At 36.4% G+C, this 15,286-nt stretch carries 14 protein-coding genes; 10 read left to right on the top strand and 4 right to left on the bottom strand.

Features of this window, described 5'->3' with window-relative positions; all coding sequences use genetic code 11:
• Nucleotides 1–24: 24 nt before the first annotated feature.
• Entirely contained in the window at nucleotides 25–2,613 is a 2,589-nt protein-coding gene (locus AC5SR4_RS07665) for a phosphoenolpyruvate carboxylase (RefSeq protein WP_495359169.1), read from the bottom strand.
• 291 nt (nucleotides 2,614–2,904) lie between these two features.
• On the opposite strand from AC5SR4_RS07665, the gene AC5SR4_RS07670 reads away from it, so the two are divergent.
• From AC5SR4_RS07670 to nadB, 3 genes are all read left to right on the top strand, one after another.
• Nucleotides 2,905–4,740 (top strand): hypothetical protein, encoded by a 1,836-nt coding sequence (locus AC5SR4_RS07670; RefSeq protein WP_495358950.1) that lies wholly within the window; start codon nucleotides 2,905–2,907, stop codon nucleotides 4,738–4,740.
• A 195-nt stretch (nucleotides 4,741–4,935) separates the two neighbouring features.
• Entirely contained in the window at nucleotides 4,936–5,886 is a 951-nt protein-coding gene (nadA, locus tag AC5SR4_RS07675; RefSeq protein ID WP_495358951.1) for a quinolinate synthase NadA, read from the top strand.
• A 112-nt stretch (nucleotides 5,887–5,998) separates the two neighbouring features.
• Complete coding sequence (gene nadB, locus AC5SR4_RS07680) at nucleotides 5,999–7,561, top strand: L-aspartate oxidase (RefSeq protein ID WP_495358952.1); 1,563 nt, start codon at nucleotides 5,999–6,001, stop codon at nucleotides 7,559–7,561.
• 302 nt (nucleotides 7,562–7,863) lie between these two features.
• On the opposite strand, the gene AC5SR4_RS07685 is transcribed toward nadB, so the two are convergent.
• Nucleotides 7,864–8,196: a single-stranded DNA-binding protein gene (locus tag AC5SR4_RS07685; RefSeq protein ID WP_495358953.1), complete on the bottom strand. Its 333-nt coding sequence runs from the start codon at nucleotides 8,194–8,196 to the stop codon at nucleotides 7,864–7,866.
• Nucleotides 8,197–8,401: 205 nt separating this feature from the next.
• Here AC5SR4_RS07685 and AC5SR4_RS07690 point away from each other — a divergent pair, with 205 nt between their 5' ends.
• Nucleotides 8,402–8,911 carry a DinB family protein gene (locus tag AC5SR4_RS07690; protein WP_495358954.1) on the top strand — a complete coding sequence of 170 codons (510 nt, stop codon included), beginning with the start codon at nucleotides 8,402–8,404 and terminating at the stop codon, nucleotides 8,909–8,911.
• Nucleotides 8,912–8,922: 11 nt separating this feature from the next.
• Entirely contained in the window at nucleotides 8,923–9,273 is a 351-nt protein-coding gene (locus tag AC5SR4_RS07695; RefSeq protein WP_495358955.1) for a hypothetical protein, read from the top strand.
• A 62-nt stretch (nucleotides 9,274–9,335) separates the two neighbouring features.
• On the opposite strand, the gene AC5SR4_RS07700 is transcribed toward AC5SR4_RS07695, so the two are convergent.
• Complete coding sequence (locus AC5SR4_RS07700; RefSeq protein ID WP_495358956.1) at nucleotides 9,336–9,803, bottom strand: CBS domain-containing protein; 468 nt, start codon at nucleotides 9,801–9,803, stop codon at nucleotides 9,336–9,338.
• 354 nt (nucleotides 9,804–10,157) lie between these two features.
• Between AC5SR4_RS07700 and AC5SR4_RS07705 the strand changes: the two genes are divergently transcribed.
• Nucleotides 10,158–10,868: a hypothetical protein gene (locus AC5SR4_RS07705; RefSeq protein WP_495358957.1), complete on the top strand. Its 711-nt coding sequence runs from the start codon at nucleotides 10,158–10,160 to the stop codon at nucleotides 10,866–10,868.
• Here the strand turns inward: AC5SR4_RS07705 and AC5SR4_RS07710 are convergent.
• On the bottom strand, nucleotides 10,865–11,383 hold the full coding sequence (locus tag AC5SR4_RS07710) for a hypothetical protein (protein WP_495358958.1): 519 nt from the start codon (nucleotides 11,381–11,383) through the stop codon (nucleotides 10,865–10,867). The two genes, AC5SR4_RS07705 and AC5SR4_RS07710, sit on opposite strands and share 4 nt — an antisense overlap.
• 152 nt (nucleotides 11,384–11,535) lie before the next feature.
• Here AC5SR4_RS07710 and AC5SR4_RS07715 point away from each other — a divergent pair, with 152 nt between their 5' ends.
• From AC5SR4_RS07715 to AC5SR4_RS07730, 4 genes are all read left to right on the top strand, one after another.
• Nucleotides 11,536–12,504, top strand: coding sequence for an NAD-dependent epimerase/dehydratase family protein (locus tag AC5SR4_RS07715; protein ID WP_495358959.1), 969 nt, complete (start codon nucleotides 11,536–11,538; stop codon nucleotides 12,502–12,504).
• A 48-nt stretch (nucleotides 12,505–12,552) separates the two neighbouring features.
• On the top strand, nucleotides 12,553–13,137 hold the full coding sequence (locus AC5SR4_RS07720) for a HupE/UreJ family protein (RefSeq protein ID WP_495358960.1): 585 nt from the start codon (nucleotides 12,553–12,555) through the stop codon (nucleotides 13,135–13,137).
• Nucleotides 13,138–13,265: 128 nt separating this feature from the next.
• Nucleotides 13,266–13,697: a deoxycytidylate deaminase gene (locus AC5SR4_RS07725; RefSeq protein ID WP_495358961.1), complete on the top strand. Its 432-nt coding sequence runs from the start codon at nucleotides 13,266–13,268 to the stop codon at nucleotides 13,695–13,697.
• A complete protein-coding gene (locus tag AC5SR4_RS07730) occupies nucleotides 13,697–15,286 on the top strand; it encodes a S41 family peptidase (protein ID WP_495358962.1) in 1,590 nt (529 codons plus the stop codon). Before AC5SR4_RS07725 ends, AC5SR4_RS07730 begins: the two co-directional genes overlap by 1 nt.

Genomic DNA, 15,286 nt, shown 5'->3' on the forward strand with positions numbered 1-15,286 from the left:
GGCGCCAAAGGCGCCTTTTTTATTTTAAGCAGAATTCCTACTCGCATTAATATTACCAAAGAGTGAACGGGTTACAATCTTTTCATAGATTTTTAATTCCTCAGGATCTTTAACATCTGATCGTTCAAGCTCTTGGATTTTCTTAAGCGCATATTGCTGTATGGTTAATAATGGTAAAACAATAGATTCCCTTACTTCAATAGAAGCTTTTCCAGAAGGTTCGTTTTCCATCAATTCCTTATAACCGGTAAGCTTTAGTAGCAATGCTTTAGTGGTTGTGTATTCTGTATAGATAATGTTCCAAAAAGCACCAAACTCTTCGTCTTTAGACATGTATTTGGTTAAATCGAAAAACGATTTGGTTAAAGACATCATACTGTTTTCCAGTAAGGTTTTAAAGAATTTTGAGTTGTTGTAAAGTTGCTCTACTTTATAAAACTCTCCCTTGTCCTCATATTTTTTTAAAGCTGTACCAACTCCAAAAAAACCGGGAACATTTTGTTTTAATTGGCTCCAAGATCCCACAAAAGGAATGGCTCTTAAATCAGAAAACACCAGTTTGTCTGAGTTAGAACGCTTAGAGGGTCTACTTCCTATATTCGTTTTAGCATAATATTTTAAAGTGCTCATTCTTTCTAGATAGGGAATAAACATGGGGTGCCCTTTAAAATCCTTGTATGTTTGGTAACTGGTTTCGGCCAGATCGTTCATAACCATGCGGTCTTCATCAGACATTTTGTGCTTCTCTTTGCCAATACGGTTAAACATGCCAGAGCTAATAAGTTGTTCTAGGTTGTATTGAGAAGAATCTAATGTACCAAAATTAGAACTTATGGTCTGTCCTTGTATGGTTAGTTGTACTTCTTTGTCCTCAATAGTAGGTCCTAAAGATGCATAAAATTGGTGTGTTTTACCACCTCCCCTTGCTGGTGGGCCACCACGACCATCAAAGAATATCGCAGTAATATCATATTTTCTAGACATTTCAGTTAATAATTCTTTGGCTTTATAAATACCCCAATTCGCCATTAAGTAGCCACCATCTTTAGTGCCATCTGAGAATCCAAGCATAATGGTTTGCTTCATGCCACGGCTTTTTAAATGGGACATATATACAGGGTTTGTGTACAGTTGTTCCATAACTTTAGGCGCATTTTCCAAATCGGTAATCGTTTCAAAAAGTGGCACTACGTCTACAGTTAGCTCTTCTTTAAAGGCTACCATTTTAAGCATGGCAAAAAGCTGCATGACATTTAAGGCCGTTTGGTTATTACTAATAATGTAGCGGTTGGCACCGCGCTCGCCATTGGTTTTTTGAATGGTTTTAATAGCCTCAATAGTTCTTAGGGTGTTATACACCATTTCATCTTCAAAAGCATCAATGTTGATGTTTTCATCCGATACTTTAGAGAGGATTTCAATTTGCTCTGCTTCAGATAACTCGTGGTAGTTTTCTGGGAATGCTGTTTGTCCTGATTCTATAAGATGATCTACAACATTGGTAAATACTGAATGGTGAATTCTACTATCTTGACGGATGTCCAGAGTAGCAAAATGGAATCCAAACAAATGTATTCTATTGATTAAATTGTTTATTTCGTTTACGTATAGCGATTGGTGTTCATTAACAACAACATTCCTAATGCTTAATAATTCTTTAATCAGCTCTTTAGCAGTGATGGATTCAGGAGCGTTTAAATTCACACTGTAATTGTACATAATGGTCTCCAAGCGAATAATACGCTCCTCAACACCCCTAAAAGTAAGTTTTCTGCGTAGCTTTCTTAAATCGGCATAATATTTCTTTAAAGCAGCTTGCTTAAGTTTTTTAGCTACCTTTAAAGTGGTGTCTGGTTTTACAAATGGGTTACCATCTCGGTCGCCTCCTGGCCAAAAGCCTATATTAATAATTTCGTTGTGTTTTTTGCCATCATCATAAATATTCTGCTGTATGTAGTTATATATTTCACCAAATGAATGGTAAAATACATTCTCCAAATACCATATTAAGCTCTTGGCTTCATCATATGGTGTGGGCTTTTCATGTTTAAAAAATGGGGTTTTCCCCAATTGGCCAAATAGGTTGTTTATTTCCGATAAATTATTGCTCTTTATGGCCGCTGTTAAATCGGTAATAATACCCAATACATTGCCTGGGTAAAATTGTGTAGGGTGTGCCGTTAATACAATGCGTACTTTAAAGGCTTCTAGGTAACTTTTTAATTCTTCCAATTTGTTTTCAGAAGAGGCCGATTCCTTCAGGTTTCTTAATGTTCCTATACCTTCCATGTTATTAACAATAGGGAAAGCAGCATCCTCTATGGCATCAAACAGTACCACTTGGCGCTCTATATATTGTATAAACCTAAACAACAGGTTTATTTGGCTTTCTTTATTGCGTCGTGCCTGATACTTCTTAAAAAATGTATCAACTATGGTAGTAGGGTCATCACCATTCGCAAATCCTTTTTTACAGGTTTCATGGAATAAAGGAAGTAAAACACCAGTTTTGGTAATCGTATCAAAAGGCAACGTCATAAATATGCTATTGTATATTTGATACTTAGATAATACTTGTTGTTTAAATCGTGATAATTTTGGCTCTACAGACATAAAATCGCTCAATTGAAAATTAACCATAAAAGTAATGAAGCTTTGATGAAACAGCACAGCCTTTTAAAAGTTTTATTAATTTTTTCCTTTTATCGATTTCTTATTATGAATAATTAAAAAAAACAAGGACATTATCAGAATCTTTATAATTAATCACGGCAGTTTTGGTTTTAAAAACACTGTATTTTGTGTGTTAGTAAAACTTATTAGAATGTGTATGATAAATATCATGATTAGGCAAGAACCATGGCCATATCTTTACTGTTTTTAATTTTAAAAGCAAGCATTCCAATGTATACAAACAAAGTGCATTCATTTCACATCCCGGTAATGGGTATCGGATTTACTATTGATACGCCTATAAAGGTGGCACACTATGGGATAGATTCGGTGATCTCTTTAGTAGATGATATACTATTAGAGAAATTACGAAAGATGTACAGCGAGAAATTTAAGATCCCTTATCAAGAAATAGCAGATAGTGTGATAGATTACCGGGCCAAACGTATTACATCCTATTTAAACCTGGTGAACAATTTAGTGGATAAAAAATTTGAAGCTTTAAAGCATATGGCCCTAGAAAACACCGATCAACTTAAGTCGTATATCCAAATGCTGCCCTCGGGGTCACTAATAAAAGTAGAATTTAAAAAACTTGTTGAGCAAGGTGTTTCAATCTCCGAGATTAAAGCTTGGGCTTCACAGCATTTGCATAAAGGGCGCATAGATGTTAATATAATGACCAAGGTAGACAAAGAAAATTATAATAAAGAAGAACGCTTGCCTACAGAGTATAATGATGCCCATGCTGCTTTAAGGGGGTTTGCAAACAGTAATCTTAACGCATCTGTAGTGCTTTCGGCAGGCATGAACCCAAAACTTTATGATTATATAAGTAGGTTCAATGATTTTTACCCCTCAGAATCCGGGACCTTTAAAAAACGGATTATTTTAAAAGTTAGTGATTACCGGTCGGCATTAATTCAAGGAAAGTTTTTGGCCAAAAAAGGGCTTTGGGTTTCCGAATACCGAATAGAATCAGGTCTTAACTGTGGTGGACATGCCTTTGCGACCGATGGCCATCTTTTAGGGCCCGTCTTGGCCGAGTTTAAAGAAAACCGAGACGCCTTGCGAACTGTTACAGAAACCCTATTAATAAAGGAATTGGAAAACCAAGGACGCGTATATCCTAAACAGCCGTTGCAAATACATATTTCGGCACAAGGTGGTGTAGGCACCCATGAAGAACATACCTTTTTACAGCAACATTACAAATTGGATTCCATAGGTTGGGGCACACCTTTTTTGTTGGTGCCCGAAGCGACTACGGTAGATGAAAAAACATTAAACCAATTGGTTTTGGCCAAGGAAGCAGATTTGTATTTAAGTGATATTTCGCCATTGGGAATTCCATTTAACAATCTTAAAAACAACACTAAAGATTTAGAAAAAGAAGTTTTTATAAATAAAGGCCGCCCAGGTAGTGCGTGTCCTAAAAAGTTTGTAGCCTTAAATAAAGAATTTAAAGACAAAGGTATTTGCACAGCTTCTAGAGAATACCAATATTTAAAAATAAAAGCTTTGGATGCCCAAAACCTGCCCTTAAAAGATTACGAGAAAGCGTTTAATAAAATTACAGAGAAGTCTTGTACCTGTGTTGGTTTAGGGACTTCAGCATTGCTAACCTATGGGCTAGATACAAAAACAGAAGGCACCGGAGTCTCCATTTGCCCGGGCCCCAATATGGCTTACTATTCAAAAGTAATGAGCCTAAAAAATATGGTAGACCATATTTATGGAAGGGACAACATGATATCGCGAACAGACCGTCCCAACATATTTATAAAAGAGCTGGCCATTTACATGGATTATTTAGATGGTAAATTAAAAGAAATAACAGAAAGCATTACCAAGAAGGATGAAAAATACCTGCTTACCTTTATAGACAATTTAAAGGTAAGCATTGCCTATTATAGAACCCTTTTTAGAGCTCTAAAAAACAGTTTTCAAACCATTAAAAAAGAGGTTTTAAATGAGTTGAACAAACAAGAAAAGACTTTAGATCTTATTAAGCTAGAGGTTCAAAATATGGCAGTTCAAGCTAAAAAACATGAGCTCATGTTTTAGGGCCACATAGTGTGTCGTTTCATCTGTTTCATTTTATGAACTAAAACATGCTTTTGGTTAATGAGAATTTAAAGATTTGATAAAAATATAATATGTCATCAATTTTGCTTTATTTTTTAAGGTAAACACAATGCTATATAATTTTAATTAAGATATTTGTAAAATAATAGTCCTTCCTAAAACAGGACTGTTTAAATGATTCAAAGGAGATTAATTGAAATGGATTTAGTACAAGAAATACAGCGCCTTAAAGCAGAAAAAAATGCCGTTATTTTAGCGCATTATTATCAAGTTGCCGAAATACAGGATATAGCTGATTATGTAGGGGATAGTTTAGGGCTTTCACAAAAAGCAGCCGAAACAGATGCCGATATTATTGTATTTGCAGGCGTACACTTTATGGCTGAAACAGCTAAAATATTAAACCCCACTAAAACAGTGGTGTTACCAGATTTAAAAGCAGGGTGTTCGCTGGCCGATTCCTGTCCGCCAGACACCTTTGAGGCCTTTACCAAGCAACACCCTAACCATGTGGTGATTACTTATGTTAATTGCTCAGCCGAAATAAAGGCCTTGAGCGATATTGTTTGTACCTCATCAAACGCTTTAAAGATTGTACAATCCATTCCAAAGGAAACCCCCATTATTTTTGCACCTGATAAAAATTTGGGGCGATACATTATAAAAGAAACTGGTCGTGATATGTTGTTATGGGATGGAAGCTGTATTGTGCATGAGGCCTTTTCTATTGATAAGCTTATAGAACTCCATAAAAAATATCCAGAACACAAAATTATAGCGCATCCCGAATCGGAATCCCATATACTAGATACTGCCACCTATATTGGTTCTACCTCTGGGATGATAAACTTTGTAAAACAGCATCCAGAAGAAAAATTTATTGTAGCTACCGAGGCTGGTATTTTGCATAAAATGCAACAGGAAGTACCAAATACAGAGCTTGTTCCTGCACCAGCTGTAGAAGACAATACCTGTGCATGTAGCGAGTGTCATTTTATGAAAATGAACACACTTCAAAAACTGTACGATTGTTTACTAAACGAATCCCCACAAATCCATGTTCCAGAGCATATTATAGAACGGGCATTGCTGCCCATTGAACGGATGTTGGAGTTATCAAAATAAGTGGATTGGAGATTAACGAACAACGATTAACGATTTTTGAATTTAACCTGCAAGTGTCTTTAATACCTTGTAGGTTTAATTACAAAAATCTACTGCCTAAAACATAAAATCCATGGTAGACACACATTACTTAGTAATAGGTTCTGGAATTGCAGGCTTAACATTCTCTGTAAAGATAGCCGAAAAGTTCCCCGATAGAACTGTAGTTATCGTTACAAAAGCTAATGAAGACGAATCCAATACTAAATATGCCCAGGGCGGGGTAGCAGTTGTTTTAGATAAAGAAAACGATTCCTTTAAAAAACACATTAAAGACACCCTTTTGGCTGGCGATGGCTTGTGTAAGGAAGCGGTTGTTAAAATGGTCATTAAAGAAGGTCCGCAACGCTTGGAGGAACTCATGCTTTGGGGTGCTAATTTTGATTTAGATGCCAGTGGCGAATTTGATTTGGGAAAAGAAGGGGGGCACTCCGAATACCGCGTAGTGCACCATAAAGATATTACAGGGTTTGAAATAGAACGGGCCCTGCTTAAGCGTGCTCACCAACTCCCTAACATTCGTATCTTGCCGCATCATTTTGCTATCGATTTAATAACCAATCACCATATTAAAGACCACAACCAACCTGAAGACCTGTCGTGTTATGGCGCGTATGTTTTAGATCAAAAAACAGGACGTATTTTTACCATTAAGGCCAATAGTACTTTACTAGCTTCAGGAGGTATAGGTTGCGTGTACGGCCATACCACAAACCCCATCATCGCAACAGGTGATGGTATTGCAATGGCATATAGGGCCAAAGCGCGTATAAAAGACATGGAATTTGTACAATTTCATCCCACGGCGCTCTATGAGGTCAAAGGCGAATCCTCCTTTTTAATATCAGAAGCCGTTCGGGGTTTTGGGGCTTATCTAAGAAATAAAACGGGCTACCGGTTTATGCCAGATTATGATAAGCGTGCCGAGCTGGCCTCCAGGGATATTGTGTCGCAAAGCATAGACAGTGAATTAAAAAAATCGGGCGAATCGTATGTTTATCTCGATTGTACCCATTTAGATGTTGAAGCATTTAAAAATCATTTTCCCAATATTTATAAAAAGTGCTTACAACACCATATCGATATTAAAACCGATTGGATACCTGTGGTACCAGCCTCACACTATTTATGTGGTGGCATTAAGGTTAATAAAAACGGTAAGACCACCATTGCCAATTTATTTGCCTGTGGGGAATGTTCTCGAACAGGTCTGCATGGTGCTAATAGGTTGGCATCCAATTCGTTGTTAGAAGCCTTGGTATATGCCCACAATATTTTTAAATACCATGTTAAGCACGAGTACAAAGCTGTGGATATTAGCATACCGCATTGGAATGATGAAGGTACAACCATTACCAGAGAGCACGTTTTAATACAACATAACTTAAAAGAATTACAGGCCCTTATGCGCGATTATGTGGGGATTGTAAGGAGCAACAAGCGTTTGCATGCGGCCATAAAACGCTTAGATGTTATTTATAATGAAGTGGAAGACCTCTACAAAGAATCCAAAATAACGACTCCCCTTTGTGAATTACGGAATATGGTGAACGTAGCGCATTTAATCATCCGTCAATCCCTAGATCGTACAGAGAATAAAGGTGGATATTTTAATGTGGATAATGTCAACAATTAATGAATAACATTTTTGCTATATTCATACCCCTATCGGATGTAACATCTTAACCTTATAAGGTTAGACACCTTAACCTTACTATGTGAAGAGCCTTAAGCTTACTATGTGAAGAACCTTAAGCTTATAAGCTTAAATATTTGAAGGTGATTTTGTTGAGAAAAAGATCCACAAATGAAGAAACAAGCAATGCTTAGGTAAGCTCATCTAACGTCTAAATCTATATTAGTTTAGTCCTAACTTAAAAAAACAAACGAGGCTCATTACTTTATAACAAGCCCCGTTTGCCAAAAAAACCAGATACATTATTTACTAAGCATCAACAACTCATTACAAACAATTTCTGTTAAGTAACGTTTGTTGCCATCCTTATCATCATAGGTACGGGATACTAACTTCCCCTCAACGGCAATTTCTTTGCCCTTGGTAATATACTTTTCCACCACCTTTACCAAACCGCCCTTAACGATAATGTTGTGCCAATAAGTACGATCTACTTTTTCGCCCTTGTTATCCTTATAACTATCATCTGTAGCTAAAGAAAATTTTGCCATTTTGCTGCCATTGGCAAAGCTAATAATTTCTGGGTCTTGCCCCAATCTACCAATCAACTGTACTTTGTTTTTAAGTGTGTTCATAATTTTAAATTTTAATGGTTAAACAGTTAATACTATCGAGACTTCCTAACGGCAGTCAGGTTCTAAAGTTTCGACAGGGCAAAGATGGGTTGGTTTGCAAAAAGTATTCGGTTGTTACATATTTAAAAACGTTTGTAAATGTTTGTAGTCGTTTGTAAACGGATATTGTTTTTTTGTATATTAGCAAATCAAATTTTTAAAACCAATGAATAGCCAAACGATTGCAGCACAACTAAAGCAAAACAAAGCGACGTTTAAGGCGCTTTTAAAGCACAAAACCGAAGCAGAATATAGATGGCGTCCGCAACCAGAAAAGTGGAACTTATTGGAAATGGTTTGCCATTTGTATGATGAAGAACGCGAAGATTTTAGGGCACGGATACAGCATATTTTTAAAACACCTTTACAGGAAATGCCGGGTATTAACCCCCAACAGTGGGTGGTAGATCGTGGCTATGCTTCCAAAAACTATCAAGATATGTTACTGGCGTTTTTAGACGAGCGAGATGTTTCGGTTGTATGGTTGCAATCGCATGAGGATTGCAATTGGCTAAGTACATATAAGCATCCCAGATTGGGCGAGCTATCTGCACTTCAATTTTTAAACAATTGGTTGGCGCACGATTATTTTCATATGCGCCAAATAATACGATATAATTACGAATATTTAAAAAGTACCAGCGGCATGGATTTAAGTTATGCCGGAACTTGGTAAAACAAATACCTATGGATAAACAGTGTTTAGAATGTGGCGAAAAAATAGTAGGCAGAACCGATAAGAAATTCTGCAGCGATGCTTGCCGCAATGCCTATAACAATAAGGTAAATAAGGACAGTAAAAATTTAATTAGGAATACCAATAACAGACTTCGAAAAAACTACCGCATTTTAGAAGCCTTGAACCCTGAACAAAAAACCAAAACATCGCGGGCTAAATTGATTGAGGCGGGTTTTGACTTTAATTACTTTACAAGTATATATACTACCAAAGCGGGCAAGGTATATTATTTTGTGTACAACCAAGGGTACTTACCTTTGGAGGATGATTATTTTGCGCTGGTAAAACGGGAAAGTTAGATGCACTAAAAAAGCCTTGGTTACTTGTAACCAAGGCTTTTTTATGAAAATAGACAATAGTCTTATTTCCAATTGTGTCCTTTAAGCTGTATGGCTGCTTTAAGGATGTCTTTTTGGCTTATTTGCCCCACCAGCTTACCGTTTTCTACAATGGGAAACCGACGTCTTTTAGCCTGTAAAAACTTATTGGCCGCATCAAAAATGTTCATGTTGCCATCAATAGTCTCTACATTTTCAACCATATGGTTTTTAATGGTCTTGTCTTGCATGGGCATATTGTAATACCTGCTTTCACTTATTTGCTTAATGCAATCACCTTCCGAAATAATGCCTACCAATTCATTTCTTTCATTAACTACCGGACCACCTGAAATTCTATGCTTAATTAAAGCTTGTATTACACTCTCTATGGTTTGATCGGGAGTAAACGTAATCAAATTTTTAGACATATAGTCACTTACCTTTAATGAGGGCGTGTCCACAGTATTAGACTGCTGCTTTCGGGCCCCTTGAAAACTCTTTATCCCCATAATAAATAATTTAGTAATTTTAAATGTACTTATTTTTTTTAAGTTATCCTAAAAATGTGGATTTTTGTGTTTCTAGCTTCTAGCTTTTGGCTTTTGGCCTTTAGCTACTGGCTACTTCTGTAAACCACAACCACAACCGCGACTGCGACTGAGACTACAACTGCGACCGCAAACTTTCCCAGTTAAAGGGTTAAATTTATAGGAGAAAGAGAAAGTTTAGGCAACTTCTTTAAATAATTAGTATTCTTTTAAGACTTTAAAGCGTATTTTTTTATAGATTTAGCACCTCGAAAAATAGTGTGTAATTATTTTCAGTTAGGCAACATAATTATTAAAACAACAAAAATGGAATATATGAAACGAATAGTACTGATTTTAATGTTAGGAGGCTTTGCTTTAAATGCGCAGAGCAATGATCAATTAATAAAACATTTTGAAGCTTATTATAAGCAAATGAAAGCGCAGGGTGATGTACAGGGTATTATTAATGGCATGACGCATTTAAATCTATTAGCCCCGTCTACTGAAAGACAGGATACTTTGGCTTATTTGTATATGAGTGAGGGCAAGTATGTGCAAGCGCTTAATACCATAGGTTACGAAACCAGTACAACGGATTCTGATATTGCTGTTGAGGTGAAAGCTGTTTCTTTAAAAGCTGTTAAGCAGCCACAACTTGCCATTGGCCATTTTGAGGAGATGTTTAAAAGAGATCCGAACGCTTTGATAGCATACGAACTGGCGGAATTGAATTTACAAACCCAAAACTTAACAGCAGCAGAAAAGCATGTAACATATGGTTTGGCCAATGCTAAAGACGATATGAAAAAAGCATTTTACGAAACGCAAACCCCTTACGAAGTGTCTTTAAAATCGGCTTTTATGTATCTAAATGCTTTGGTGGTTTACAATAAGGACAAAAAGGCCAACATTGATGCCGCAGTAGATATTTTGGATGCCGCCTTAAAAGCGTCTCCCAATTTTAATTTAATTCAATTAACCAAGTCTGAATTATTAAGGCAAAAACAGGCCTTGCAAGCACAAGCAGCACAGCCTAAAAATTAAGGTTTTTCAATAACAATACTATCTGCTTCCAGTTTCTTGTTCATTTGCAGGTTTAAATTGGAAAATGCCACAAAAAATGCTTTAATAGTAGCAAGTAGCTCTTGCTTGCTGGTAGTGGATAAATTGGCCAGACTTTTTAATTTGTAAAATTTGGTTTCAAACGCCAATATCCGGGCTAAAATGGCTTCGGTATTTACAGGTGCTGGAATAGTCTGTATCAAATCTTTGAACAATTCTTTACTAGAGGCCTCATCGTTATTAAAAAAACTTAAGTCGCCGCGTTTTACCTCATTTATAACATCCTGTAATTGGTAATAATTACTCCAATTAACAATAGCTTGTTCTGTCTTGGTATCTAAGGCAAATTCCGTGTACTGGAGTGCCGAAATATCTTTTTCAGTAATAGCTTCAACTTCAGTTTTAGTATCCGTATCTGTCGTATTTTGGTCCTGTCGGTTGTTGCAAGATAAAAGGCAAAGCAACAAACTAAAAACACTTAAAAATTTAATGGCCATAAGTTTTAAATTATACAAGTACAAATATATAGGAATAGTTCTTTATTTAATGGGGTATGTAAACATCAAATTAAAAAAATTTCGTTTTTAAAATGAGATATTATCAATAAAATCTTATTATTTTTGACAATTCTATATAAATGTACTTTTAAATGCGGTCTAAAATATTAATTATTGGTGCTTGTGGTCAAATTGGTTCAGAATTAACATTCAGGCTTAGAGCAATTTATGGTGATGATCAAGTTGTGGCAAGTGATATTAGTTACAGCAATTTGGAGATTGTTAACTCGGGTATATTTGAAATTGTAGATGCGCAGGATTATGCCAGCGTTAAAGGCTGCGTAGAAAAACATCGCATAGACACCATTTACTTAATGGCAGCCATGTTAAGTGCTACAGGCGAAAAGTACCCAATGAAAGCATGGGATTTAAATATGGACTCTTTGTTTCATGTTTTAAATCTAGCTCGTGCCAAGTTTGTAAAGAACGTTTTTTGGCCTTCCAGTATTGCAGTATTTGGACCTACAACACCTAAAGAATACACCCCGCAATACACCATTATGGAACCAACAACCGTGTATGGTATAACCAAACAAGTAGGCGAGCGTTGGTGTGAGTACTATAACAAAAAGTACGATGTAGATGTTAGAAGCTTGCGTTACCCAGGTATTATTAGCTGGAAAACCTTACCGGGGGGTGGTACCACCGATTACGCTGTTGAAATATACCATAAAGCCATTACAGAAGGCACTTATGAATGCTTTTTAGCTGAAGATACCGAACTGCCCATGATGTTTATGGATGATGCTATAAAAGCGACGACAGATATTATGCAGGCCGATTATAAAGCGGTGCAAATTAGGTCGTCCTATAACCTGTCTGCCATCAGTTTTACACCTAAAACCATAGCAGAATCCATAAAAAAGCACATACCTGATTTTACTATAACCTATAAACCCGATTACCGACAGGATATAGCCAATAGTTGGCCAAAAAGTATTAACGATTCCTATGCTAGGCAAGATTGGAAATGGAAACATGCATTTAATCTAGATGGCATTACTAATGAGATGCTCTCTCAACTTGGTAAAAAATATAAGGTCTCGATAAAGAGCACCTAATTAATTGTATATTTGAAGCATCCGAATCTTTAAATATATAATGATATCATGCTAGAGAATTTTTGGTTTCATGTAGAATACGGTATTAATCATGTACTTGATATTAATGCCTACGACCATGTGTTGTTTCTTATTGTTTTAACAATTCCGTATACTTTTAAGGACTGGAAGCGTGTTTTGTTATTGGTGTCTATGTTTACTTTAGGACATACCGTATCACTTGTTTTGGCCGCTTATAATATCGTTCAGGTAAATGCGCAAATTGTAGAGTTTTTAATTCCTATAACCATATTGGTTGTGGCGCTGTTTAATGTGTTTACTTCAGGAAAAGGGGCCCAAAAAGAAAAAGTGGGCGTACTATTTTTATCAACCCTCTTCTTTGGGCTGATTCATGGACTGGGTTTTGCACGGGAGTTTAAAATGCTGTTGGGCGATTCTGATAGTAAACTCATGCTCTTGATTGAGTTTGCTTTGGGCATAGAAATAGCGCAGATTATTATTGTATTTATCGTGTTGTTTATAGGCTATGTGGTGCAAACTATATTTAGGTTTACCAAACGTGATTGGATTATGGTTGTATCTGCCATTGTAGTAGGGTTAGTCATTCCCATGGTATTCCAAAATGCACCATAACCATTCTTACTAGTGATTTCGCATCTTGAATTTTTTAAAACATAGTGTAAATTTCGTAAAACTTTAACGAACTTGTGTTGTAATTAAAATACGAAGCAACTATATTCGTTTATTCATAAATAAATTGCATGCCAAAAAAAAAACAGCTTAAGTACGACAAAGCTTATTTAAGAATAGCAGAAGAATGGGGAAAGTTGTCTTATTGCAAGCGCAGGCAAGTTGGCGCGCTTATTGTAAAGGATAGAATGATCATATCTGATGGTTACAATGGAACACCATCGGGATTTGAGAATTTTTGTGAAGATGAAGCAGGATACACCAAGTGGTATGTGTTGCATGCAGAGGCAAACGCTATTTTAAAAGTGGCTGCATCTACACAATCTTGTAAAGGTGCCACGCTTTACATTACCTTGTCGCCTTGCAAAGAATGTAGCAAACTTATACATCAGGCAGGTATTGTTAAAGTGGTGTATAATATAGCTTATAAAGATAATTCCGGATTGGAGTTTTTGGAAAAAGCAGGAATAGAATTAAAACAAATTGAAGATATAAAAGCCTAATGCCCTATCAAAAAAAATATTTACCATTAATACTGGGAGTAGCCATTGCCGCTGGAATCTATATTGGCGGGAAATTACATTTTCGGGATTCGCCAGACAGACTGTTTACTAAAAACAGTAAAAAAGATAAGCTAAACAGACTTATAGATTATATAGAATATGATTATGTAGATGATATTAACACCGATAGTATTGTTGATGTTACCGTAAATGGTATTCTGGAAAATTTAGACCCACATTCGGTATACATTCCCAAGGAAGACATGGAACGCGTTGCCGAAAATATGAAAGGGGATTTTGTAGGTATTGGAGTGAGTTTTTACCCGTATAAAGATACGATTGCTGTTATAAGACCCATAGAAGGTGGTCCCAGTGCCGAAGCAGGCATTAAAGGGGGCGACCGAATTCTTATGGCTGATGGCGACACACTATATGGCGATAAGTTAAATGACGGTGAGATGGTAAACAAACTTAAAGGCCCTATAAATACTAAAGTGGACTTAAAGGTTTACCGAAAAGGTGAACCCGAACTTTTAAACTTCACTATAAAGCGATCGCATATCCCCATAAAAAGTGTTGATGCCGCTTATATGCTTACTGAAAAACTAGGGTATATAAAAGTAAACCGCTTTGCAGAGACTACCTATAAGGAATTTAAAAACGGTTTAGATAAACTTTTAAAACTTGGAGCTACTGAAATTGCTTTGGATTTAAGGGATAATCCAGGTGGGTTTTTGGGCATAGCCGAGGAAATTGTAGATGAATTTTTAGAGGATAACAAACTTATATTGTTCACTAAAAACAAAAGTGGTACAATTGAAAAAAGTTTTGCCACATCTAAAGGCGATTTTGAGACTGGTGATGTGTATGTTATGATTAATGAAAATTCAGCATCTGCCAGTGAAATTATAGCTGGAGCCCTGCAGGATAATGATAAGGGGACCATTGTTGGCAGACGCTCGTATGGCAAAGGCTTGGTGCAACGCGAAATGGATTTGGGCGATGGTAGTGCTGTACGCTTAACTGTGTCGCGATATTACACACCAACAGGGCGCTCTATACAAAGACCCTACAATAGGGGCAACGATGATTATTTTGATGATTATTTTGAGCGTTTGGATAGCGGTGAATTATTGGATTCGGATAAAATTAAGGTTGCCGATTCTTTAAAATACAAAACCCCCAAAGGAAAAATAGTTTATGGTGGTGGTGGGATTATTCCAGATGTGTTTGTGCCTATAGACAACAGTATGGAAAATGAAACTTTAAGCTTTTTACAGCGTAGAGGGTTTATAGGCTATTTTGTATTTGAGATGTTAGAGAAAGATAGGCATATTTACGATGATATATCCAGACGGGAATTTATTGATGCCTTTGAGGTGAACGACGACATGGTCTTTGAGTTTCAAGATTACTTGAATATAAGAACCGATTCCAAGATCACTTTTGTGGCGTATCACAATGAGGTTAAGCAGTACATAAAGGCTACATTAGCAGACCAACTTTATGGCGATGGTGCTTACGAAGAAATTTTTAACCAAGGCGATATTATGATTGATGAGGTTATTAAGTTAAGTGAAGGCAAATAG

This window comes from Aestuariibaculum scopimerae (genome assembly GCF_059428085.1).